Genomic DNA, 23,601 nt, shown 5'->3' with positions numbered 1-23,601 from the left:
TTATCATTTAAGTTTGGTGTTCAGGCATTTTGGATTGGCATCACATCTTTTACATTAATTTTGTTAGATATTAATCCGATACGGTAAAAAACATCTGCCTGCTTTTGTTGTGGTTGAATGATATCTTCTGAAATGTTATCTACACCATAATGCCTTCTGTCGATTGCTCTTATCAGAATTTCTTCCTTCAAACCAAGTGTCTTCGCAAGAAGTTGGACTACCTCTTTTTTATGTTTATTCGCCCATAAATCCGATTTGTTCGTTTCTTCTAAAATTATCTTAATTAAATCAGAGTGTTTCTTCGAAAAATCATTATTTGAAAAATAAAAAGTTCTATTTGGATAATCATTACCACCATCTGTAAGAGTTATCGGTTTTAAGTCATTTTCAAGTCCCGCAAAAAACGGATCCCATGAAGCAATCGCATCTACCTGTTTTGTTTCAAATAATGCCCTGCCTTCAGAAGCATCTTTCGTGTAAACGAATTGAACTTCCTCTAGTTTTATCCCCTCTTTTTCTAATGCTAACACCGTTAAATAGTGGTGATTCCCCCCTTTTACTACTGCAATCTTCTTCCCTTTCAATTCTTCTATTTTTGTAACACCAGAATCTTTTGTTACCATTAACCCCACACCTTCAGGATTTGGTTTATCAGCACCTACATAGACAATTGGTTTATTCGTAGCTTGAGCAACAATACCAGGGCCATCCGCTCCATGTCCATAATCAATATTTCCAGTAGCCAAAGCTTCCATAAGCAATCCACCTGTCGTGAAAAGCTTCCATTCTACCTTATACCCCTCTTTTTTTAATCTCTTTTCTAAATAACCACTCTCTTTTAAAATGTTAAGGGTATTACCTTTTTGATAGCCAATTCTAACTACTTTATCTCCTTTTTCTTTTCCCGTAGTTGTTTTATTTCCCAAACTACACCCAACTAAAATTGTTAATAAACTTAATATTGTTATTACATAAATTAAAAAAGTGCTTTTCTTTTTTTTCATTTCCCCAACCTCGTTCACATTTTAATTTTAAAATAATAAACATCCTCTACTTGCTGTGCTGTAATCCATTGTGTCTTATGTACTTCTTCGAAAACTTATTCAAGATACTGCGCAAATAAATTCCTAATTTGTATAAAGTTTCTTTGAAATCTGGCTTAACGTATTTATCCCAGTGCTTATAACAGTTTCCCTTTTACTGTGTATATCATAAATCTCTCCCTTTAAATGCAAAAAGAGACTTATTCCAAAAAGCGAAATAAAGTCTCTAGTGGTCTAGTCAACTGTGAATTTAATTAACAATAATTGTAAACATATAATTCCTATTTGTCAAGTAGGGATTTACAAAAATATTGACTTGAACTAATAATTTATTCACTGAGAAATAACTACTACTTAGAACTATCTTTATAAATGCGCATGATAAGCTTTTGATTCCAATCACCAAGTTCCTTTTGAAGTAACTTAATCACATGTTTCCAGTTCGAATCAGACTCACATATTTCGTCATCCTCTTTTTTATTTTCTTATAGCGTTTCAAACGCCCCTCCCATGCTGCTTGTATGAAGCGATATACCTCCAGACAAGTTGTATGTTTTTTGTAAAATCCATAATTCTTGTATTTTCCCTCCTGATAATCCTCTCAAAAATCCCCCAAATTGATAAACATTCAAATTTCATTTCCTCCTTTTTGATAGATTTGTGTATTCCAACGAATCCGTAACACATAAAAAAACCGAATCATGGGCTCTTTTTAAATGTCCACAATTCGGGAAACCTTTCAGTTTCTAAAGATCTTTTTATTAAATCTTCCATTAAAACAAGCTAGAAAGATTTTTATCACAAAAGTCAAATCTATATTTTTCCTTCTAATCAGGCCTTCACCCGAAACACCCCAGCCGAACTCACCCGATCCACCACCACATCCGGCACCTGCTCCGCAATCCCTTCTCCAATTTTCAAACTAGCTGTTGCCGCCGGGGACGGCGCATTGCATATATGCATGGAGTTTACACCTGAAATAATGCAAAAATCATCTACCATGTTTCCATTGGATAGAATGGCCTGCGCTCTTACACCAGCATGAGTTGGAACGATATCTTTTTCTGTGAGTTCTGGTATTAGACGCTGCAGACTTTTGAGAAAGGATTGTTTACTGAAAGAGCGGACCATTTCTTTTAGGCCTTCTTTCATATTGGGCATTGCCATTTTCCAAAAGCCGGCATAGGTCATTGTTTCCATGAAGTCTTTTATGTCAAAGTCTTTTTTTGTGTAGCCTTCGCGCTTGAAGCTTAAGACTGCGTTGGGACCTGCATGTACGTCCCCATTTATCATTCTTGTAAAGTGAACGCCTAAGAATGGGAAGTCTGGGTTTGGAACAGGATAAATTAAATGTTTTACGAGGTGACGTCGTTCTGGAACAAGTTCATAATACTCGCCTCGAAAAGGGACGATTTTCATATCTGTTAATATTCCTGCTTTTTTAGCAATGCGATCGCTATGTAATCCAGCGCAATTGATGAGAAATCTTGTTTCAAAGACGCCTTGATTTGTCTCAATTGTAACGAAATCCTTTTTCTCAAAAATATGTTCTGCTTTCGTCCCTAAGTGTACTTCTCCTCCGCTCTCCTCTATGAAACGTGCAAATGTATGACTTACTCCTTTATAATCAGCAATGCCGCAAGAAGGAACGCGAATGGCTCCCAATCCTTTTACATGAGGCTCAATTTCCGCTAATTCCCCTTGGTCGATTTTAGATATATCTAGACCATTTTGCAGACCTCTCTCGTATAGATTATGTAAATGAGGAAGTTCTTCTTTTTCTGTCGCGACAATCACTTTTCCGCACATGTCATAGGCAATGCCATTTTCTTTGCAGAATTGAACCATCGCTGCATTTCCTTCTTTGGCAAATTTAGCTTTGTAGCTGCCTGGTTTATAGTAAATGCCGGAATGAATGACACCGCTATTATGTCCAGTTTGGTGATGCGCAAGTTCGTTCTCTTTTTCAATTACTGCTATTTTGGCATGAGGGAATTTTTTCGTTAAAGCCATTCCAGTTGAAAGGCCAACAATTCCTCCGCCGATAATGATAAAATCATACATATAACTTCCCCCTTATGTCTTCTCTCTACATATACCCCTATACTATGAAAGGCAGGCCTTATGTTAAGACCCGCCAAATACATTATTTAGAAAAACAGCCGCGTTGGCGCATGAGCTCTCTGTATAAATCTTTATTCTTCTCAAAAGGAGCGCGCCCGTGCATCCAAAATTGATTATTTAATAGAACTAAATCTCCAACCGGTAATTTTAATGCATGCGTTGCTTGAGAGTTTTCAACAGAAGCTGATAATTCCTTCAAATATGTTGCCTGTTCAATATTATCCGGATAAGCAAATTGATCGATAAAGCAAATACATGGTGCATTGTTCACATCAAAAAATGTTTCACGATATACGATTTCTTGTGTATTTTTACTTGGAGGTGCTTTGTACGTGATTTTGACAGAAGCAAGTGGATGCTTCCGAAATCTATCAAGCTCTTCCCAATCATCTAAATGAAGTAAACGCGACTCGCCCCCTACTGCATTCTTTTCTTCAATTTTCATCATAAGAAGCCAATCTGTAGGTTCATCAACAAAGGTTCCGTCTGTATGAAGCGTGAATAATCGATATGCTTGACGAAGATAAGAATCGCTGCTTTCTGTATCTTTTACATTAAATCTCGCATAGTACGTTCCTGTCATTGCATCAAAGTTAGACGTACCAATTAAATGTGTTAATGCCGTTGCAAACTTCACATACTCTCCTGCTTCTATCGTTTCGCCCTGTACACCAATTGTAAATCCTCCTGTTTCCCGATCATGAATAATGCCACGAACATTCTCCATAAAGGATTCACCAAAGAGCTTTTTCATTTGATTAGCAAGGATAAAGCGGGAATACGGAATATATTGTAAGGATTGCTCAGAATGTTCTTTTACCTCTTCGAAAAATTGTTGAAGCAACTGCTGATCTAACACAATATGATACAACCGTTTATGTTCTGGATGAGGAACAATTTCATATCCCTCATATTTCTTTGCAAATTTCATCTTCACTTCTTGTTCCGTAATCATTGACATCTTAATTCCTCCTTAGTTTGGATAAACTAAAAAGCCAGTCATACGCATCTACAATATAAAAATTGTAGAAACGTACAACTGGCTTGAAATTACGAGTGTTCTTTAATCTCTTAAAGTACAGTAATAATAGACAGCTTTTTTATTCCAATATGAGCAAAGCAGAAAATGAAGATCGGATATAGAGAAGGCTAATTTCTCGTATGGATCTTATCACTTTATAATTAAATGATAATTCAAAATATTCTTTCTGTCAATGTGTTTGTATTATTTATTTTTAATTTGAACGTTCTTTCATGTATGTAAAATGACAATAAAGTTATTTAATTTTAAAAGTTCAAACAAGCATAACCCTGTTCTAAATTTAGGACGGGGTTAAAAATATAGTTGTTTAATCTTGATGTAAGATACTTCACTACACTAAAAAATATAACAATAAGGTCGTTTAAAAATCTAAGTTTTATTCAAAAAATAGCGCCCTTTAATTGGATAAGACATCTGAAATTTTATCCACAATTATTATTAATTACAGTAACTTTTCAGGTTTTTTACATTATTTATTGCTCAAACCTTATTTAATATTACATTGTTGATCCATTACTCCCCTTATATCACTCTGATAGTGCAAAGTAGCCAATCCGAATAAGATCCCTGCGATTAAAAACCAAGGTTCGAAAAGTAAAAGGTCAGTTAGGATCCAATATTCGACGTTTAAAGTTGCCCATACAGAGAAATCAAAGAACTCTAAACGAATAATGCCAGCCAATAAGAGCCCCTTTGTAACATAGCCATATACAGCATGCATGAACGGAAGTATACAAGCAGTCCAGCCCATAACAAGCATTAACCATCGTGGGATACTTTTCCCCCAAGGATGAACCAGTGAAAGCGCAAGTATTGCAGCTACTAACAACATTGCAGATGCTCCCCAGTTTACTGCTTCCCACATCGCCTCATCTTTCAAAACCCCAGGCATCCATGCCATTCCTCCAAATGCCCAATAAACGTGAATCGGAATATACAGGAGCGACCAGATACATGCGGCATAACCAGCCCATTTCATTTGACTAATCTTCAATTCCTTTCACCCCACCATCATTATATGCAGCAAAATTAAAAGTAGAAGTTTGATTTACTTTCTAATAATTCTTTACTTTACTCTACAATCTGGCCCGTTTGTGAAACAAGAAAAAATCCTGCATATATCAACACAGGATTTTTAATCAAACTTTTTTATAAATATCGCGACTTTCTTTTAAACTTCGCATCTTTTTTATAAACATCGTGACTTTATTTCAAATCTACAGCATTAAAACCTGAAAAATACCTAAGCTTCTTTGGATCCATTCCCAGCCCTGTTCAGCAGTCTATGGCCTGTAATCCAAACTGCCACCCCGGTCCCCCACAATATCAGGGCTGAGCTAAAACCAACAGATGTCCACCATACCATAATTTGATAATTCCCCCAGGTAACTCTTACAGGTAAAGTAAACAGTGTGATTGCCGAAAGCAGACAAAGAAGTGAACCCGAAATATAATGGATCTTGACCTGGAAAAGGTGCGCTAGGGGAAAGAAATGAGCACCGACAATAAGAGCCATAACAGGGACAAACAAATCCAAGTGATTGGTAGATCCACAAATTGCGGCGGCGGCGGCAATCAACACGCCTTCTAAACCGAAAATAATACCGAACCACATATTCTTTCGTTTCCAACGATGGGAATCCCCTTCTACCATCTCGTTTGATAACCTTTTTGAATTCATTATCAATACGATTCCTCCAATAAGCAGTATAACACCAATCAACAGGGATAAGATCAACAGCCAGAGAAATCCCCAGCCCTGCAGTCCTCTAATTCCAATTCCCGCCCACAGAGTACCGAAAAATGCCATGAAGATAACTCCAAAAGCTGTCCCGCGCACAGCAGCTCTAGGAATGATGGTTTGCGACATATCATGAACCCTCCTCTTTCAATTTCATTCTAAAAGGCTAAAAGATGCTGTCTCACTATTACGGAAAATTTTGCCATAGTAAAGATAATAATAATATTCCTTATTTCTGGAGTTAATGCACTGTACATTCCATACGGTTGTAGTTTATATGAGATACCATTATCAGAAGAAATCAAAAACCATCTGTCAGGATGGTCTTACTGTTAACATATCGCGACACTAATAGAAATTCCTCATCAGAAAACCCCTTGGTGTTGCTTTGAAATAAAGTTTGATCAGAAACACCCTCGCAAGCCAGCATTTTTCAATAGAATCCACTTTGAAAAAAGATTGATCTGATCATACCATCTATATAAAATTTTATTCCATTAAATGGCCCGTTTGTTGAATAGCGAATAAGAACCTGATCTCTACCAACAAAACGCGAAAAACGTACGTTATCAAGACCTAAATTATAAAAATCCTTAAAAATAAAGAAGAGCACATATTAGTCATGTATAATATGTGCTCTTCTTTTATTCAATTAAAGCGCCCTTTTCTGGAATAAAGGAATAGATGTATTTATACAAAGATTGAATATTTTACAGGATTTCCGAATCCTAATTTTTCAGCTAATTTCTCTCGAAATCATAACAGCTGGAGTGAACTCCAAGTCAATGGTATTTATAAAGTTATGGTCTAAATTCTCCTTCACCCTTCTGCCCGTTAGTTCAGTAACTTCAAAAAAAAGAGTGTCAATCCTTCTTGGATCAACACCCCAATACTAAGCTAATTTTTAACATCTTACATATTTACGTTTGAAACCAAGCCTCCCTCTATCAATTTCTTTATGAATACTTTCGTAAGCATTTAGGAAACTGCTTTTTTTCTTGTCCCGTTTTACTTCTACTGTACCTACTTCCTTTGCGGTCTCGACTGCCTTTTCATGTAGCGGCAAATATGAAATCCCCACGGTGTATAGAAAATTATTCATAGCGGATTTCGTTCGTTCTGGCGAATCATGAATCGTATTTTTCACAATTTCAAGCATATTGGAAATCTTGCTTTCGGAAAATTCATTGTCTAGGCGATTCCCTAAAAGCCAGCAGTAGCAACTCCAGCCCGCTGACATTCTCAACTCGTCACCGCTTGCAATCCATTTATCAGCAACGTCTTGTGCAAAATCTGACTCTGATAAAGTTACTGCCACCACAAAATCAGACAGCATATAAAAATACGCTCCATCCATCCAACGATCAAAATCCGACTCACTCATAGCTTTTGGGTTTGCAATAATGCCTGCAAAGTACATTGCATCGTAGTTACCTGTGGAATAAAGCTCTTCAGCTAAACGTTGATTTATTTTTATTTTCTTTGCGATTGGTTTCATAGCACCTGTAGCTACGCCAAAAAGCGGCTCGTGCGCACCATTGGATATGTACATTTTTTTAGTTCGTTCCTTACCGAGGGCTTCAAGCTCCTGCATAACTGTTTCGAAATCCATAGTTTTGCACTTCCTTCCTTAATATTAGGACCCTTTTAATTGTAACCAACTAGTTTATATTCTTTATCAAGTCTTCCATACTTCTCAATTTTACCATTAATCTTATTCAAGTAGGATGTCTACTGTCTTTAATTCCTCAACAATTCGCCCCGATTGTTGAATAGAATGACTCGCATTTTTTTAAACAACTTTATTATTTTTTAAACGACTTTATTGTAAATTAAACAACTTTTTTGTCACTTTACAGAATCGGGGAAGTGTGCGCAATGAGGATAAGTGTAGGAGTGAATTGTATATTAGCTTAAATTTAGTTGTCATAGGTGAATCTGAGCTTGTCGCTAGAGAGACGCTTTTTTGAGGAATGAAGTTGAACAAATTAGAAGCAGTAGATAGATTGTCTTTGGTGGAAGTTTAATCGTAGTTATTATTACTAAAAGGGCAAGTCCATTATCGAAGTTCAATAATGTTGTAAAACTCCCCCCTTCATCTGCTACAATTGATTTTGGATAAAAAGCGTAGGAAAATTTTTAAGTGAAAAGAATTGGAGGTTTGATGAATGAGGATTAAAGGGTTTGGTGGCGTTTTTTGGAGAACTAGTGATATAGATGCATTAAAGAAATGGTACAAAGAAACATTGCTAATCTCTCTAGAAGAGTGGAATGGAACAGTTATTAAACCAGATTCAGATAACGAAACAATATTTTCTCTCTTTAAACACGAGAGTGAGTATTTTCCGAAAGAACAGTCTGTAATGTTAAATTTCCAGGTAGATAATATTAATGAATGGGTAAATCATTTTAATAAAACTGGTGTAAAACTACTAAAAGAACCTGAAATTAGTGAATATGGAGCATTTATATGGATTTCAGATCCAGATGGCAGATGGATTGAACTATGGGAGAAGAAATAGGGTAGAAAGTACAAAAAGTCAGGATATTTAGTGAAGGATATTTTTTAAAGTAAGTCCAAATAAATAATCAGCTGATGTTCTATATGAATAAACATATAAGCAGATATCACTTTGGTTATATTCGTGACCTATTGTAGCCTTGGAATAAAGTTTGATTAAATTAATTTAATAAACCTTGATAAAAGAGCAAAAAGAAAAAGCGTGTTTTGAAAAAAAGATTGATCAAAACACGCTTTTTCTATATTTACTTGAATCATCCTTTTATAAAAAAGTTTGATAATTTTTGTGATCCTTTCTCCATTAAAGCGCCCGATTGTGAAATTGGCAAAGGCAGTCTAATTATCGAATAGCCCTCTTCCTCTCAGATTTGCGGAAACAGGCTCCTTTCCTATTTCACGTGCACATATAGATAACTGGCCGATATGGTGGATCTCGTGGACAATGACATGACGTATTATCTCTCCGTGTGTACATTCAATGACTCGGCACCTGATTGGTGCGTCTCTAGAGCTAATCGGTTCTTCATTGAAATCAGTTTCTAAAAGTTTCCGAGAATCCATTTCATTTGTCCAAGATGTCACAAATGGCTTCACCTTCTCATGGTATTGAGCTGAAAGATTTTTCACTTTTTGTAAGCTAACATAATCCTCAAACAATGGCTCCTCAGGCACTGGTTCACCTCGCAAACCTAAGATCCACATATATTCCACATCTACAATGTGAAATAGGGTATGTAGGATACTGCCGAACCCACCGACCCGTTTCTTTAATAGTTCTTCATCCGGTATGTCTTCGCACAATGTAAACCAATCATCACGAACTTGCCAGTTATATTGAAACAGTTTCAACATCACAACAACCTCCATCTTTTATAGATTAACATTTAATATTCATCAAAAGATTTCAAAATCCCTATTTAAATAATAACTCTAAAAAAACCTGTTAAAATCCTCCACAATCTGGCCCGATTGTGGAATAGAATGACCCGCATTTTTTTAACAACTTTATTATTTTTTAAACGATTTTATTGTAAATTAAACAACTTTCTTGTCACTTAACAATGTACTTTGAATCAGCTTTATTTCGGCCACATACTTTACACATTTCACAAGATTTCACTACACCATTTTCCATACATCCTCTTTTTGTTTTTTCCTGTTTTACACCTTGAAATTCATTTGATTTTGACATTTTCTCTCCTCCTCATTAGATAAAAATAAAAAGCCAGTTATATTTCGCTCACTAAATAAGCAAAAATATAACTGGCTCTCGTTTATGAACGCGCTTTAGAAAATAAAGTGCAATAAACTGGGCAGTTCGTTATGGAGTTGTTTCCTCATATTCTTCTTGCGGATTTTCCCCATTTACATAACTTGTATATTGGCGGTACAAATCCTTTAAACCGCTAATAATCGCATTTTGTGCTTTTCCTTGATAGTGATAAGAGATTTCTTGAACGATATCTTCAATGCCATCTCGCAAACTATGCCCTCTTAAAATTTGAGCGATAAAGTCTCTCCCATGTTCGGTAGCAAGGGTACATGACGCTTCAATAATAACGTGATATTTGTGATCTGCCTCTATTGTAATTGTTAATGTTTCATAGACACTGCGTACAGCCATCCCTTTTGGAAGTCTTGAGTGTCCTGCCATGAAAAAAGTCCCTTTACGCATGTTCATCCCCCATTATTATGCATTGTTAATTCTATAACTTATACTTGATCGACATATACGGTCTTTACTCTTGTATAAAATTCTGCAGCTGTTTTTCCTTGTTCACGTGGTCCAGCACTAGAATTTTTCATTCCTCCAAACGGAACTTGCGGTTCTGCTCCTGCAGTTTCCGAGTTTACATGGACCATGCCAACCTCCATATCATCGATAAATTGCTGGGCAAGGCTAAGATTATTTGTACAAATGGATGCGCTGAGTCCATACTCCGTATCGTTAGCCAAGTGAATAGCCTCTTGATAATTGTTCACCTTAAACAAACAAATAACAGGACCGAAAATTTCTTCTTTCGCAATTCGTGCATCTTGCGGTACATCTTCAAAAATAGTAGGCAAAATATAAAACCCTTGTTGCAACTCATTTTCTTTTGGTACGCTACCCCCGCAAAGCAAACAAGCCTCTTTTTTACCTACTTCAATCATTGATAAAACAGATTGCTGTTGGTTCTCAGATACACATGGCCCCATAAACGTATCCTGTTCTAATGGATTTCCAACTTTCAAATCCTCTGTACGTAACAGGAGCTGATTTCGAAATTCCTCATAAATTTCCTCTTCAACTATCACTCTACTTGTCGCTGTACATTTTTGTCCCGTTGACATAAATGCACCTCTGATCGCAATATCTACTGCCTTATGAATATCCGCATCCTTTAATACAACTAATGGGTTTTTTCCTCCCATTTCTAATTGCACTTTTTTCCCATTCGTAACCGCTGTTTGCTGAATTGTTTTTCCAACGCTATTAGAACCAGTAAAGGATATCGCTTTTATATCAGGATTTTCTGTTAATTCCGTTCCAACTACTGAACCTTTCCCAAATACACAATTTATAACTCCTGCAGGAATTCCTGCCTCATGGAAAGCATTTACGAGATGATATACTGATTTTGGTGTAATTTCAGCAGGTTTAATGACAACCGTATTTCCATAAATAAGTGCCGGGGCCATTTTCCATGCCGGAATCGCAATTGGGAAATTCCACGGCGTAATGAGTCCTACTGGTCCAACTGCTACGCGTTTGCTATAGAGCATCGTTTTCGGATTTGCAGAAGGAATCATTTCTCCCATCGGTTGATTTGCTTCCCCCGCATAATATTCAAGAATACTGATTGCTCGCTTCGTCTCTCCTATACCTTCAGCAAGTGTCTTTCCTTCTTCACTTGTTAGATCTTGACCGATTTCCGTAACTCGTTCTTTTAAAATCGCTGCTGCTTTCCATAAATAACTTGCCCGCTCATGAAACGATAACCCTTGCCAATGTTGAAAGGCTTCTTTCGCTGATGCGATGGCCGCTTGTGTATCATCTGCTGAGCTTAATGGAAATTCACCTAACACTTCTCCATTATGCGGATTATAGTTTTTCGAATATTGATTAGTAGATGGCTCTCTCCACTGACCGTTTATATAATTAGAAAACCTCATCACCCTACCTCCATCATTGTTTCTTATTTTGATAGCTTAGCAATCGCAGTTTCAAGAATCGCAAGCCCTTCTTCAAGCTGTTCATCTGTTATAACAAGTGGCGGTAAGAAACGCAGCACATTCCCATAAATACCAGCACTTATTGTGATTAAACCTTTGTTATGTGTTTCTTGCATAATTGCTTTAACTTCTTCCGTTGCCGGCTCTTTCGTATTTCGATCCTTTACAAGCTCGATAGCCGCCATTGCCCCAAGGCCCCTCACATCTCCAATTAATTCATATTTATCCTTCCAGCTATTGAATACTTCCATCATACGACTACCGATTACCCCGGCACGTTTTACTAAATTCTCTTCTTCTATTACATCTAAAACAGCTAGAGCAGCCGCGCAAGCAACCGGGCTCCCTGAAAAAGTACCGCCAAGTTGTCCTGGTCCAGGTGCATCCATTAATTCCGCTCTTCCTGTCACAGCACTAAGCGGCATACCTGCAGCAATTGATTTTGAAAATGTCATTAAATCAGGAGCTACGCCAAAGTGATCCATTGCAAATAAACTACCTGTACGAGCAAATCCCGTTTGAATTTCATCTGCGATCATAATAATTCCATATTTATCACAAAGGTTTCTTACTCCTTGTATAAAAGTAGCAGTTGGGACAATAAATCCACCTTCACCTTGAAGCGGTTCCAAAATAATAGCAGCAATATTATCGCTTGCCACTTCTTCTAACAGAAAACGTTCAAAATACGCTAAAATTTGCCCATCTACTTCTTCTTTCGTCATACCGTCTTCCGCACGGTAATAATAAGGATAAGGTAGCTTGTATACATCCGGTGCAAACGGGCCAAATCCATGCTTGTAAGGTTTTACCTTACTTGTAAGAGACATTGTCATGAGTGTACGTCCGTGATATGCACGCTCAAACGAAACGATAGCACTGCGCCCAGTAGCTTTCCTAGCGATTTTTATAGCATTTTCTACCGCTTCAGCTCCGCTATTTGCAAACATTGTTTTTTTCTTAAAATCTCCTGGTGTTAATTCATTCAGTCTTTCAGCCAATTCAATATAACTTTCATACGGTGCTACATGAAAACAACTATGAATAGAAGATTCCACTTGGCTTTGAATTGCTTTTACTACCTTCGGATGACAATGCCCTACATTTTGCATACCAATCCCGCCTGCAAAATCTATTAATTCGTTACCATCTATATCAGTAATAATCGCTACTTTTGCAGATTGAACATATAACTGCGTAATATTATAGGGACCTATAGGTACCGCATTGTTTCTTCTTTCATGTAAACAATCAGATTTTGTAGTTACAATATTTTTCTTTTCTTTTAACATGGAACATACCCCTTTTTCATTTTTTTGTGTTAAATGCTACTTAGTCCTTCTCTAAACCAATTCCCGAGTCTTTTATAATCGTAAAATCATCTAAATTTGTTTCATCTTCCTTTATAGATACTCGCTTATTTCTATCTCTGAAAAAATAGATTGCGATTACTAGAGCAGTAGCCAAAATCGTCATATAAAATTGCATACGCATATCCGCTATAAACGCTTGCGCAACAAATATCGTAATAATCATCGCAAGCGTTGCGTATGTGAGATAAGGGAAAAGCCACATTTTCACCTTTAATCTTTCCGTTCCTTCTCTTTCAGCTTCTCTTCTTAACCTGATATGAGAAACTGCAACAAACATATACATAAGCATCGTAACCCCGCCCGAGCTATTCGCTAAAAAAGCAAATAATTTATCAGGGGATATAAACTTTAGCATGGCGCAAATGAATGCAAATACGATACTTGCATAGATCGCCCAAACGGGTGTCCCTCTACTGTTTAACTTTGAAAAAATAAAAGGAGCGTCTCCCTTTTTTGCAAGCGAAAATAGCATACGAGAACTCGTGTATATACCGGAATTCATAACCGAAAGGAGCGACAGAAATACAACCCCATTCATAATTTCCGCAGCAGCAGGGATTCCTGCCATCTGAAATAAGCTTGCATAAGGCAGTTTCAATAATTCTGCATTGTTCCACGGCATAAAAATAACCAAAATCGATACAGACCCTACAAAGAAAATCATAAGGCGCCATACAACACTGTTAATCGCTCTTATTACATTTTTCTCTGGATTGTCAGACTCCCCGGCCGCAATCGCAGCTACTTCACTCCCCGATAAAGAGAAAGAAATAAACACAACGCTAAGTAGTACAGGCATAATCCCTTTTGGAAAAAAGCCCCCGTTTTCAGAGATGATTGAAAAATCCGGTCTATCTACATTAGGCACAATTCCTAAAATCATAGAAATTCCTAAAATTAAAAATGCTAGAATCGCTACAACTTTAATAAACGCTAACCAATATTCAAACTCTCCGTATAACTTCACCGAATAAACATTCGTCATTGTCATAAGGATAATCACGAACAAACTCGCGACCCATGTTGGTATGGACGGAAACCAATTGTTAATCATCACTCCTAACAATACCGCTTCAATTGCGATAATGATGAGCCAATTGAACCAATATAACCAACCGATTGTGTACCCTGCCCAAGGCCCAATTGCTTTATGAGCGTATGTCGAGAAAGAACCACTATCAGGGTTTACCGCTGCCATCTCCCCCAGCATCCGCATCACGAGTACAACTATTAAAGCGCCAATGATATAGGACAAAATGGCAGCTGGACCTGTTGATTGAATAATTGCTCCACTTCCTACAAATAATCCCCCTCCGATAACCCCACCAATTGAAATCATTGTTATATGCCTGGTTTTCAAGTCTTTTTGCAGTTCGTTTTTTTCTTTTGCCAAAAAGATCACCAACCTATAAGTATTTATTTTTATAAATCCTTCTATTAAATTGAGCATACATAAGATTGAAATGTCACCATTATTGATAACGCTTTCTTAAAAACCACCTATAAATGAATTGCACATGTAATACTCACCCTATTTAAGGAAAAATAAAAAGAGCCAGAAAAACAATGTACAGAGCTACATTGGATTTTACTGTCTCTATCCTTATGGCTCGTCTTCCTGCTAAGGAAGTTCAAGTGGAAAGAAGCCAATCATCCTCTATTTAATTGAAAGAAAGCATATCCGGGCTTGCAGGGAGGCTAATCACTGTCATCCGATAATAAGCTAATAATAATACAAATAGACTGAATATTCAACATTTATTTTAAATTCAGCAATTATATCAAACTAACTACTAACAGGAAGAATCCTAGCTATTATTAAAAAGCAACAAATCTACTAGAAGACATTCTTTCCCGCTACTTAGTTAGAGCAATGAGAGAAAATGCTTACTTTAATCAAAAGATTGTTCTGGAGAATCGTTTTCTTAAATCTGAAACAAAAAGAAACCACCCTATGAACCGTTATATAATGGGAATGATTCCTGTTATAAATTTGGGGAAGTGCTGTGAAATTAAATCTTTTACAATTCCCGTATCGTTTACAACACGACTTACTGACTCCCCACTTTGTTGTTTATCGAAGTAGCTTACTGGTAATCGAATGAGCTTTACCCACATTTTCTCTCTTAACCGAGCTACAATTTTTTGAAGTGTTTGGCAGCTTCTTTATATCTCTTACGATTGCCGTCTGGTATAAGGAAACGGCCTTTGCTCCAGTAATATTCAATGATTTCTCTCGGATATTTATCTACTAGCTTATCTGCAAAATGATCCAAACTTGTATCATCATACCTATACATCATTTGCTTTGGTTCAAGGATTATCTTTAACATCTCATCGTACATTTCATTGTCATAACAAACAAAAATATTTAAACACCGGGGGCTTTAGTTCAATAAGGATTAAAAAACGATTAAACTTTATTATAAAAATTTGATAGTTAATCATAAAGAAATATGCCATTTTGATCAATCTTTGTTTTACAGCTACAATAGGGAATCCTGATGGCTTATATCAACTTGCATTTTATTTGCTAGGATACCATTTAGCTAACCACTCATTCCATTTATCTTTTTGAATATTAGTGTCAAATATAGTGTTTTTCAAAGATAAATATATGTTCAGAAAGATAAAAACCAAAATTTAATTGAACATTGATTTGTTTCCACGCTTTATGAGCATGATTATAGCTAGAAAATGTTGATACTATTCAGTTTTATCCTCTGTTCACAAACATAGGATTTTCTGAACAAATGTCTCTTAGCGTACAATTTGATCAAACTTCATTTTAAAGCAACATATGAAAGGGAATCGCTTGGCTTAATGAAAGATTTTGTTATGTACTTTGAAAAAATAAAATATGAAAAAGCGATTCAAACATTGGAACAAATTACTACGGAGGGGGCACCATATTAACAAAGAAAAAAGTTAGAACATCCATAAACAAAAAAACTAGATCCATACTAGTTTTTTACATAAATCAGTTTATCGGAAGTAAATACATATAATTTACTTAATTAACATTGGTACCTGTTAGTCAAATAATAATCAAAAGAAAAGCTAGTGCCTCCGACGGGATTCGAACCCGCACTCCTTTCGTAAGCATAGGCTAAGGGGAACACGCTTCCCTACGGAATTTCACCGACAGGAGTTTCACCTGTCTCAGCTCATTTGCTTTTCGGTGCTTCTGAAACCTTTGCCTTGCGACCCGGTTCTACAATGTTTTCCGGCGCTCTTCCCTTCTAAAGCTACGGAGGCATTTTAAAAATTATATGTTGAATATAAAAAGGTTATCAACTGTTAGTTCACATAAATCTCGTTCTCGGTAGCAAACATGTTAATGCCGTAATTACATAAAGAAAAAGAATCCCTTCTGCCTTTTGGGGATTCTTTTTCTTTTATAAAGTTTGCTCACACAAATGATCTGCACATCAATTCATCTTTGATATACAGATCATTTGTATGATAATTTTAAAAAATAAGTGCAGAGAATTATATTACATGAATGCTTTTATAAGTGTTGTTACTAATGGAAGTACTCCACCTAAGAATGTTAAAACTGCCATTGCGATTGTCATATTATTTCCTCCTCTTTTTTGAGTATTAAGATGTGTTAAATCTTTATACTCTTATTATAGTAAGCGCTTACATATATATCAATACATTTCGATATGCAATATTACATCTTAAAACCATGTTTTATACTATTATAATAGAAGAGGTAAATTCTACAGCATTTCTCGAGGAACTAAACAGCTAATGAGCATGAAATTTCTCGTAAATAAAAAAAGGAAGAGAATTATAAAAATTCTCTTCCTTTTTTATGTTTTCATAAACATTACTTATCTATCTTAAGAAGGTACACGTATACGATTATTGGTTGTGGGACAAATGTGTTGCGCCTTTAAAAAATTCATACAGATACCTAACCAAAGTGTCTGTAAAGGTTTACTTTTCGGGACATTTTTATGGATTATCTTGTGGAATTCTTTTTCCTTTATGATTAATTGAATCAATAAAAATTTAGAAACAATAAAAAAGCTACCTTAAATAAGATAGCTTTTGATTTAATCATTGATAGACATAAATGCTGGTACCTTCATCGTTAAGTAAGGACCGAGTATATTATGTTTATGAATGGTTCATTAAAGAAACCAACCAGGTCTTTTATATTGGAAAAGGTAAAGGAAATCGTTATAAGCAAGATAAAAGAAATCCGTATTTTTTAAGCGTTAAAAGCCACCACAATTGTGATGTATGTTTTGTGAAAGAGAATCTCACCGAATATGAAGCATTAATCTTAAAAGAGGAATTATTTAGTCAGAGGGAAAAAGAGGGACAAATTTTAACAAATGTGATAACCCCAAATGCCATTGGTGCGAACGAAAGACCAGATAACTATGAATTTATGAAAGCTCCCATTATTAAAGTAAGCAGAGTAGACAAGTATTACTTTAACAAAGAATTACTATCCTCTAAAACGATCCCTATGTATCTTCTTCAGTATTGTTGATTCTAAAAGAAATCCCAACGGCTCCATAAAGTTCTTTCCACAAAAAACGAAAGTTATAAATCCCCAAACATATACTGTTTAAAAGCAAAAAGGAAGTGATCCCATGTACTACGGAACAAAAGGATGGTACGTAGCAGAACTAAAAAAATTAGGAGTTCGTTATCTCGAAGGACGAAAGTTAGAGGCTTACCGTGCACATGTTTTACGTAATTTATTAGCTGAGCAACAGGAAACAATGAAAGATAAGTAATCTATCACGATTAATTAATAAAACGATATCGACCGTTCGACAATATCTCCCACAAAAAAGAGGCTATCCCAAACGGATAGCCTCTTATACATCACTATCCAAACACCAACTTATTCCTATACTGTATTTTTAGTGCTACTAAACGGTTCTGCCATATGCTTTGTTCTTTTAATTTCTCTAGGATATCTGTCCACAAGCTTATCAGCAAAGCTGTCCCATTCTCTATATACATACCCAAACAAACCTCGTTTCAGTTCAAGAATGATTTTTAACATTTCATCTTCATATTGTGAATGAATTATGCAAGGGAACAGTTCATAAGGATGGATGAATTTTGTTCAATTATGGAACGATATACATATCATGTATGAAAGGGGATGAATTTCTTTTGTATACATATAGCTTATACGATTCAGGAGGTTCTTTCAGTATCAGAAAGTCTTATCATATTAAATGCGATATTCCTCCGCACAGATTTAGGGCGATTATGATGGAGTTTCGCCGTAATAAAGAAGTTGGAGAAAACATTAGAGAATTTATCGAATTCATGAAACAAGAATTTGGTGAAGGATTTGAACTATTTGAGTATGACGATATTGTACAATACGATGCGGATCAAGAGAATAGCATGATACTGGCAAACCTGCTGGATCAGGCAGATAAACATGTATGAAAGAAAGAAGAGGCAGTTCAAATGGACCTGCCCTCTTCTTTTAGTTATTAGTCTAGAAGTTCTTTTCTATTTGAAGTATCGTATACGTAGCTTTCACTGTATTTCAATAACAGCTAGGGGATGCTTCAATCGTTTGCAGTAAAGCAAGCGCTAATAATAGTGAAGACAGTGACTCTTCTCCACCGGATACACCGCTTCCGATTTTGCCGCGATGTCCTTTTTTGCGCGCCTTTATATATAAGTAATAGCACATTTCACCGTGCTTATTTGTGTCCATATCCCACTCTACCTTACCCTCAAAGTGAAATTGTACCAGTGAATGACCCCTCCTTAACACTCTTACGAGTTGTTTGAAGAAGGGGCTTCCTGTTTCATAGAGCGTTGCTGCTTGGGGGTTATCCAAGCAGTCTTACATACTCTCCACAGGCGCCGTTTATACTGTTTGGACACAACCTTGCCCTACAGTTTCAGTCGTTCTCACAAGCAATTGTTCTAACCCTTTTCGTAAAATATTCAGACTCGCATTATGATCCCTGTCTAATACCGTTCCACACTTTGCACAAATATGTGTCCGAATCGAAAGTGATTTTTTTACACGATTTCCACAGCCAGAACAATCTTGCGATGTGTATGCTGGGTCTACTTTCACAAGTAGACCTCCGAATTTCTCACACTTATATAGAAGCATACTGCGAAAAGTACCTCACCCCGCATCAGAAATTGACTTTGATACCTTTCGATTCTGAACCATGTTTCGGATATTGAGATTTTCCATACAAATCACCGAATATTCTTGCGTGAGATGATAACTTAATTTGTGTAAAAAATCTTTTCTTTGGTTCGCTACCTTTTCGTGAAGGTGTCGAACCCGTTCTACTTGTTTGTTATAGTTCGCAGAGCCTTTCTTTTTCTTCGAAAGATTACACTGTGCTTTCTTAAGTTGCTTTTCTTTCCGCCAAAGAAATCTTGGATTTTCAAATGCCGTTTCATTTGAAAGAACAGCGTATTTATTTAGTCCAACATCTATACCAATTGCCTGTTCGATATCAATAGAAGAGGGTACAGCTTGTCTTTCGACACTAAAAATAGCGTACCATCTCTTGGATTGGCGTTTGATAATCAGTTGTTTGATGGTTCCTTCTATCGGACGATGAAGAAGAATATCAATTTCTCCTAGTCCTTTGTTATATAACTTTCCATTTTCAGAAAAAGACATTGCGAAACGGTGTTTCCCATTCGGTTTGAATCCAAATTGTGGGAAAGTGAGACTGTTATATTCTTTATACTTTTTCAATTTTGGATAGTTGGAATCCCCACGAAAAAAGCCATCATATGCCTTTTTCAGTCGTAAAAATACTTCTTGTAAGGGTTGTGATGGCACTTCTTTTAGAAAAGGATAGGTTTTCTTATCTATTGTTTGTTGCTTTTGCATGTCAGAACGTGTATACGATTGTTTGTATTCTTTATATTTTCTCTGTTTGTCCAAAAGAGCAGAATTATAGGTTTGACGACAATATTGGAGCCAACGATCTAAAGTTTCTTTTTGTTCTTTCGTTGGGAAAATTTCGTATTTTTGACTCAGTAACATTGTCATCACCTTCCTCTTTTTTCGTTGTAATGTTTCAGATTCCTAAACATAAAACAGAATATACGTTCGCGTTAATTTCTAATACTATCATATACGATATTACATAAAAAGGAAATAGAAATTTCGTGCTATGCACGTCCAACATTCATCCCCTCCCTACCATCTGGGCTATGCCCTGTACGTGCTTGAGGAAGGGGGGCTTCTGTTGGAGTACTGTTAAAAATGAAAAGTAAACAAAAAAAGACCAATGCACCCATTGGTCTTCCCTTACTCCCCTATTCACAAACAAGAATTTGCCGAGAAAAGTTTCCTTTTCTTGTTACGCAGCGGTCTGTAATTTCAAATCCAATTTCTTCGATCATGTGATCCATTGTTTCGCTTGTTACAACTACTACTTTTTTTGCAATACGGCGCGCGTGCTTGAGGATCGAGAACTGATCTTCTGGTGTTGCATGCGTAAATAGATTGTACGGCATATCGATAATCGCTACATCGTAGTTTGTTGTAACTTCTGCGATAGGTCCTACCGTTACGTCTCCTTCGAACCCAAAATGAGCAATGTTCTCTCTTGATCCGATTACGACAAGAGGGTTTATATCACGGCCGACGATGTCAATGCCCATAGAGAGTGCTTCTACCACTACCGTTCCAATACCACAGCATGGATCGATCGCTCTGACTCCCTCAGGATTTGGAACAGCGATATTGGCAACAGCTCTCGCTACACGTGTGCTTAGTGACGTAGAATAGCTGCGTGGTTTTTTCACGTGATGGAACCAAACAGCCTCGCTTTCCATATATGTTCCAAAGTACCAACGTCCGCCAATGGTAACAATGCCAAATACACGCTCTGGATGATGCACGTCGGCTTCACCTTCAATATGCATGCCGATATCTCGCTCGATAAGGCGGCGTTCCCCATATTCTATTTTTTTCGATTTATCAAGATCATTAATTTTAACGAAGATGACTTTGAACGTTGATCCAGACAAATCAATCTGTTCGACCTGCTTCAAAATATCTGGCAGTTCATCTCCCTCATACATTACGTCAATCCGTTCTTTAATAAACGGGCTTCGGCTCGGATCAATTTTGATTGTGCTTTTCAATATATTAGAGTGCGACTCAGTTCCAAAAAGTGAGCGCATCTCCATATAACATAAAGAACGTTCCTCTTCGCGAAATGCATACGTATATATAAACGCCGGTGTTCGGCTATGATTATCCAATCTATTCCCATCCTTTATCGTGTCAAATTGTTCTTTCTCTCAAACGATATCCGTAACGTTGCAAGCGGTAAAAAAGGACTAATAAGCCGAGGCAAGGTTGTCTCATTTTATTAGTCCTTTTTTATGAGCTTTTACTTATTTAAAGAACACTTTGTCTACATTATATTTCGACTTTTGTTTATTAGCGATATATGTTTCATAAATTTCTCTTTCCATCGCGTTTTCTACAAGACAAACATCAATTTTGCTTACTTCATCTCTATGATCTTTGATTACTGATACAGTATCTTCAAAATGTTTTTTAATTCTTGGTCTTAATTTTCTTGCCTTACCAACAAACATTAGTTCATTCTTTTTGTTATAAAACATAAAGATTCCACCTTTATCTCTAGGAATTAGGTGAAAATCAGTAAACCCATAAATATTACTTAGTTCCGGATCCTTCTGTTTCGTAATTGTAATATCGGGTCTAGGCGCTTTAATTGTAATCACTACCACTCACGTCCTCTTTCTATATAAAGTTAAATGATATCACAGGCTTCAAATAAAATCTATTGTAGCTTCCCTCTTCATTGTTGACTCCTTACTTCAAACTAAAACTTATGTATCGATACACTTGGCGCTCCTATTCCTAATGGTTCTAGTGCAAAAACTTCAAGTCACTTGCAAATAACCTCTAAAACTTGAAAATATTGATACTACTACTCTAAAAAAGCATTTATATAAATCCATTTTGATTTTTCAACATATAAGCCGCGGCTATGGATAACAAAAGGTGACCTTCACTCGTTTTCTCTCTTTGTTTTCACTGTGTCTGGGGCAGGAAAAGGATCTGACCGCTTCTATGCATGAATGGATGCTCTCTCCCGCCTAAAAAGAAGGGTGGTTATGTCGGTGTTTTAATTTGTATTTATATAAGATGTTTGACAATATGTTTACTATTTCTTAGATAATTAATGAAGTGATTTATGTGAATTTTGAATAATATGGTAAAATAAGTAATGTTAGGGAGGGATATGTTTATGGTTTTTAAATCTAAAAAGAGTGGTATTTTGTTTGTATTAATATGGGGATGTATTATGTTATTTACTGGTATAGCTATTTTTTATAATAGTGTTTTCATTCGTATTGGATCCATTTTTATAGTGGCTTTCTTGTTATTAATGTGGTTTAAAACTCACTATTCTATTACAAATAAGGAACTTGTAATAAGTAGCGGTGTATTTAAATGGAGTATCCCAATAGACACGATACATTCTATTCATTTATCGAGTAATATAATGGCTTCCCCGGCATTATCATTTAATCGAATTGATATTTCGTATTCAAATTATAAAAACATATTAATATCACCTCAAGATAAAGATTTGTTTATTAAAAGACTTATTGAAATAAATCCTAATATTAAAATAAATAATATATAAAAAGAGAAATGATCAGTAAAATTAAAAATGTCTTTTTCAATTTTACTATTTTGCTAGTAGATCATTCATGTAATAGGATCATGTTCAACTTTTGAGCTCTACTTAATTGTGGGACTTTTTTTACCAAGGCTGTTTTCTAAAAGATTGTCGCTTTCTAAATAATTATTTGTAGATATTATACCTTCTAATAAAATGGTAATATAAGGTGTTTTCATTATTCTAAAGTCAAAGGAAAGAAGGTAAAATATGAAAAATATAAAAGACAAAACCAAGAAAACAAAAAAGGATTTCAACCCAAAAGACGCTGTTCTAGTATTCTCTTCTTTTGCATTCATTTGCGTGGCTGTCATTTTTATTCTTATGGTTTATGATGTACTCACAATTCAAAATTTCCTATCATTCGATAAACCAATCAGAATGATAATGAATATATTTATTGCTTCGTTTGCTCTACTTTTGTTTGGTGTAATTTTAACGCTTTACATTCCCTCGAAATACATTGACGATACAAACAAGAGTTATCAAAATTATTCACTGTTAAGTATTTTTGCCTTTATGTTTTTAGGAGCGTTATTTGAAGAACTTTTGTTTAGAGGAATTATTCAAAATTTGCTTTTCATATTTATAGAGAACCAATGGATTGCAATTATAACAACTACTTTATTTTTCTTAGGTTTTCATACCCAATACTTCAAAAAGCCTATAATGCTAATAAATATAAGCGTTCCAAGTTTGACTTTTGGTTGGATATATTTTGAAACAAACAATATTTTAGTACCATTTGTTGTGCATTTTCTAATGAACTTAGGAATAACGCTATTATTCAAATACAATTTAATAAGGGTTAAAAAATAACTTAGTTTA

The 23,601-nt window shown here is 35.8% G+C and carries 21 protein-coding genes and 3 pseudogenes; 6 read left to right on the top strand and 18 right to left on the bottom strand.

What is annotated here, in order from left to right:
• Positions 1-20: 20 nt before the first annotated feature.
• The 7 genes from QUF99_RS08180 to QUF99_RS08150 form a co-directional block, all read right to left on the bottom strand.
• Positions 21-1,004, bottom strand: coding sequence for an aliphatic sulfonate ABC transporter substrate-binding protein (locus QUF99_RS08180; RefSeq protein ID WP_289369399.1), 984 nt, complete (start codon positions 1,002-1,004; stop codon positions 21-23).
• A 524-nt stretch (positions 1,005-1,528) separates the two neighbouring features.
• On the bottom strand, positions 1,529-1,675 hold the full coding sequence (locus QUF99_RS08175) for a hypothetical protein (RefSeq protein ID WP_289369398.1): 147 nt from the start codon (positions 1,673-1,675) through the stop codon (positions 1,529-1,531).
• A gap of 199 nt (positions 1,676-1,874) precedes the next feature.
• Positions 1,875-3,107: an L-2-hydroxyglutarate oxidase gene (gene lhgO / locus QUF99_RS08170; protein WP_289369397.1), complete on the bottom strand. Its 1,233-nt coding sequence runs from the start codon at positions 3,105-3,107 to the stop codon at positions 1,875-1,877.
• An 82-nt stretch (positions 3,108-3,189) separates the two neighbouring features.
• Entirely contained in the window at positions 3,190-4,128 is a 939-nt protein-coding gene (gene glaH, locus QUF99_RS08165) for a glutarate dioxygenase GlaH (RefSeq protein WP_289369396.1), read from the bottom strand.
• A 568-nt stretch (positions 4,129-4,696) separates the two neighbouring features.
• Positions 4,697-5,203 carry a DUF3995 domain-containing protein gene (locus QUF99_RS08160; RefSeq protein ID WP_224796002.1) on the bottom strand — a complete coding sequence of 169 codons (507 nt, stop codon included), beginning with the start codon at positions 5,201-5,203 and terminating at the stop codon, positions 4,697-4,699.
• 249 nt (positions 5,204-5,452) lie between these two features.
• Positions 5,453-6,079, bottom strand: coding sequence for a hypothetical protein (locus QUF99_RS08155; RefSeq protein WP_289369395.1), 627 nt, complete (start codon positions 6,077-6,079; stop codon positions 5,453-5,455).
• 775 nt (positions 6,080-6,854) lie between these two features.
• Entirely contained in the window at positions 6,855-7,562 is a 708-nt protein-coding gene (locus QUF99_RS08150; protein WP_098337685.1) for a DNA alkylation repair protein, read from the bottom strand.
• 556 nt (positions 7,563-8,118) lie between these two features.
• Here QUF99_RS08150 and QUF99_RS08145 point away from each other — a divergent pair.
• The gene (locus QUF99_RS08145) at positions 8,119-8,472 is read left to right on the top strand and encodes a VOC family protein (protein ID WP_289369394.1); all 354 of its coding nucleotides are present in this window, start codon (positions 8,119-8,121) and stop codon (positions 8,470-8,472) included.
• Positions 8,473-8,807: 335 nt separating this feature from the next.
• Here the strand turns inward: QUF99_RS08145 and QUF99_RS08140 are convergent, their stop codons facing one another.
• The 7 genes and pseudogenes from QUF99_RS08140 to QUF99_RS08110 all read right to left on the bottom strand — a co-directional run.
• Positions 8,808-9,323: a DinB family protein gene (locus QUF99_RS08140; protein ID WP_289369393.1), complete on the bottom strand. Its 516-nt coding sequence runs from the start codon at positions 9,321-9,323 to the stop codon at positions 8,808-8,810.
• Between the two features lie 199 nt (positions 9,324-9,522).
• A complete protein-coding gene (locus QUF99_RS08135) occupies positions 9,523-9,663 on the bottom strand; it encodes a hypothetical protein (protein WP_289369392.1) in 141 nt (46 codons plus the stop codon).
• A 129-nt stretch (positions 9,664-9,792) separates the two neighbouring features.
• Positions 9,793-10,146: a DUF3870 domain-containing protein gene (locus QUF99_RS08130; protein ID WP_289369391.1), complete on the bottom strand. Its 354-nt coding sequence runs from the start codon at positions 10,144-10,146 to the stop codon at positions 9,793-9,795.
• A 38-nt stretch (positions 10,147-10,184) separates the two neighbouring features.
• Positions 10,185-11,627 carry an aldehyde dehydrogenase family protein gene (locus tag QUF99_RS08125; RefSeq protein ID WP_289369390.1) on the bottom strand — a complete coding sequence of 481 codons (1,443 nt, stop codon included), beginning with the start codon at positions 11,625-11,627 and terminating at the stop codon, positions 10,185-10,187.
• 23 nt (positions 11,628-11,650) lie between these two features.
• Positions 11,651-12,979: a 4-aminobutyrate--2-oxoglutarate transaminase gene (gene gabT, locus QUF99_RS08120; protein ID WP_289369389.1), complete on the bottom strand. Its 1,329-nt coding sequence runs from the start codon at positions 12,977-12,979 to the stop codon at positions 11,651-11,653.
• Positions 12,980-13,019: 40 nt separating this feature from the next.
• Complete coding sequence (locus QUF99_RS08115) at positions 13,020-14,510, bottom strand: amino acid permease (protein ID WP_483298593.1); 1,491 nt, start codon at positions 14,508-14,510, stop codon at positions 13,020-13,022.
• A gap of 515 nt (positions 14,511-15,025) precedes the next feature.
• Positions 15,026-15,208 (bottom strand): annotated as a pseudogene (locus QUF99_RS08110) (ABC transporter transmembrane domain-containing protein); the annotation flags it as partial.
• 2,116 nt (positions 15,209-17,324) lie between these two features.
• On the opposite strand from QUF99_RS08110, the gene QUF99_RS08105 reads away from it, so the two are divergent.
• The 3 genes and pseudogenes from QUF99_RS08105 to QUF99_RS08095 all read left to right on the top strand — a co-directional run bounded on the left by QUF99_RS08105 (position 17,325) and on the right by QUF99_RS08095 (position 18,496).
• Positions 17,325-17,573, top strand: a complete 249-nt coding sequence (locus QUF99_RS08105) for a hypothetical protein (RefSeq protein WP_289369387.1) — start codon at positions 17,325-17,327, stop codon at positions 17,571-17,573.
• A gap of 25 nt (positions 17,574-17,598) precedes the next feature.
• Positions 17,599-17,823 (top strand): annotated as a pseudogene (locus tag QUF99_RS08100) (YflJ family protein).
• A 490-nt stretch (positions 17,824-18,313) separates the two neighbouring features.
• Positions 18,314-18,496 (top strand): hypothetical protein, encoded by a 183-nt coding sequence (locus tag QUF99_RS08095; RefSeq protein WP_289369386.1) that lies wholly within the window; start codon positions 18,314-18,316, stop codon positions 18,494-18,496.
• Between the two features lie 103 nt (positions 18,497-18,599).
• Here the strand turns inward: QUF99_RS08095 and QUF99_RS08090 are convergent, their stop codons facing one another.
• The 4 genes and pseudogenes from QUF99_RS08090 to QUF99_RS08075 form a co-directional block, all read right to left on the bottom strand.
• Complete coding sequence (locus QUF99_RS08090) at positions 18,600-18,773, bottom strand: hypothetical protein (RefSeq protein ID WP_289369385.1); 174 nt, start codon at positions 18,771-18,773, stop codon at positions 18,600-18,602.
• A gap of 156 nt (positions 18,774-18,929) precedes the next feature.
• Positions 18,930-20,090: pseudogene (locus QUF99_RS08085) on the bottom strand (RNA-guided endonuclease InsQ/TnpB family protein).
• Positions 20,091-20,359: 269 nt separating this feature from the next.
• On the bottom strand, positions 20,360-21,313 hold the full coding sequence (locus tag QUF99_RS08080) for a TRM11 family SAM-dependent methyltransferase (protein ID WP_289369384.1): 954 nt from the start codon (positions 21,311-21,313) through the stop codon (positions 20,360-20,362).
• Positions 21,314-21,448: 135 nt separating this feature from the next.
• The gene (locus QUF99_RS08075; RefSeq protein ID WP_289374592.1) at positions 21,449-21,805 is read right to left on the bottom strand and encodes a nucleotide excision repair endonuclease; all 357 of its coding nucleotides are present in this window, start codon (positions 21,803-21,805) and stop codon (positions 21,449-21,451) included.
• Positions 21,806-22,335: 530 nt separating this feature from the next.
• Between QUF99_RS08075 and QUF99_RS08070 the strand changes: the two genes are divergently transcribed.
• Entirely contained in the window at positions 22,336-22,737 is a 402-nt protein-coding gene (locus tag QUF99_RS08070; protein WP_289369383.1) for a PH domain-containing protein, read from the top strand.
• A gap of 246 nt (positions 22,738-22,983) precedes the next feature.
• Positions 22,984-23,592 (top strand): CPBP family intramembrane glutamic endopeptidase, encoded by a 609-nt coding sequence (locus QUF99_RS08065; protein ID WP_289369382.1) that lies wholly within the window; start codon positions 22,984-22,986, stop codon positions 23,590-23,592.
• The last annotated feature ends 9 nt before the right edge of the window (positions 23,593-23,601 follow it).

Source organism: Bacillus sp. DX4.1, from assembly GCF_030348195.1.
GTDB lineage: Bacteria > Bacillota > Bacilli > Bacillales > Bacillaceae_G > Bacillus_A.
The sequence above is the reverse complement of the archived record's forward strand: the minus strand, read 5'-3'. Positions and strand labels throughout refer to the sequence as shown.

Excerpts from the sequence above, each read along its gene's own strand:
- gabT (WP_289369389.1), bottom strand. The coding sequence starts at position 12,979 with ATGTTAAAAGAAAAGAAAAATATTGTAACTACAAAATCTGATTGTTTA.
- QUF99_RS08150 (WP_098337685.1), bottom strand. The coding sequence starts at position 7,562 with ATGGATTTCGAAACAGTTATGCAGGAGCTTGAAGCCCTCGGTAAGGAA.
- QUF99_RS08135 (WP_289369392.1), bottom strand. The coding sequence starts at position 9,663 with ATGTCAAAATCAAATGAATTTCAAGGTGTAAAACAGGAAAAAACAAAA.
- QUF99_RS08125 (WP_289369390.1), bottom strand. The coding sequence starts at position 11,627 with ATGAGGTTTTCTAATTATATAAACGGTCAGTGGAGAGAGCCATCTACT.
- QUF99_RS08180 (WP_289369399.1), bottom strand. The coding sequence starts at position 1,004 with ATGAAAAAAAAGAAAAGCACTTTTTTAATTTATGTAATAACAATATTA.
- QUF99_RS08095 (WP_289369386.1), top strand. The coding sequence starts at position 18,314 with ATGGAGTTTCGCCGTAATAAAGAAGTTGGAGAAAACATTAGAGAATTT.
- QUF99_RS08145 (WP_289369394.1), top strand. The coding sequence starts at position 8,119 with ATGAGGATTAAAGGGTTTGGTGGCGTTTTTTGGAGAACTAGTGATATA.
- QUF99_RS08070 (WP_289369383.1), top strand. The coding sequence starts at position 22,336 with ATGGTTTTTAAATCTAAAAAGAGTGGTATTTTGTTTGTATTAATATGG.
- QUF99_RS08115 (WP_483298593.1), bottom strand. The coding sequence starts at position 14,510 with ATGCTCAATTTAATAGAAGGATTTATAAAAATAAATACTTATAGGTTG.
- QUF99_RS08065 (WP_289369382.1), top strand. The coding sequence starts at position 22,984 with ATGAAAAATATAAAAGACAAAACCAAGAAAACAAAAAAGGATTTCAAC.
- lhgO (WP_289369397.1), bottom strand. The coding sequence starts at position 3,107 with ATGTATGATTTTATCATTATCGGCGGAGGAATTGTTGGCCTTTCAACT.
- QUF99_RS08140 (WP_289369393.1), bottom strand. The coding sequence starts at position 9,323 with ATGTTGAAACTGTTTCAATATAACTGGCAAGTTCGTGATGATTGGTTT.
- QUF99_RS08090 (WP_289369385.1), bottom strand. The coding sequence starts at position 18,773 with ATGGACACAAATAAGCACGGTGAAATGTGCTATTACTTATATATAAAG.
- glaH (WP_289369396.1), bottom strand. The coding sequence starts at position 4,128 with ATGTCAATGATTACGGAACAAGAAGTGAAGATGAAATTTGCAAAGAAA.
- QUF99_RS08130 (WP_289369391.1), bottom strand. The coding sequence starts at position 10,146 with ATGCGTAAAGGGACTTTTTTCATGGCAGGACACTCAAGACTTCCAAAA.
- QUF99_RS08155 (WP_289369395.1), bottom strand. The coding sequence starts at position 6,079 with ATGTCGCAAACCATCATTCCTAGAGCTGCTGTGCGCGGGACAGCTTTT.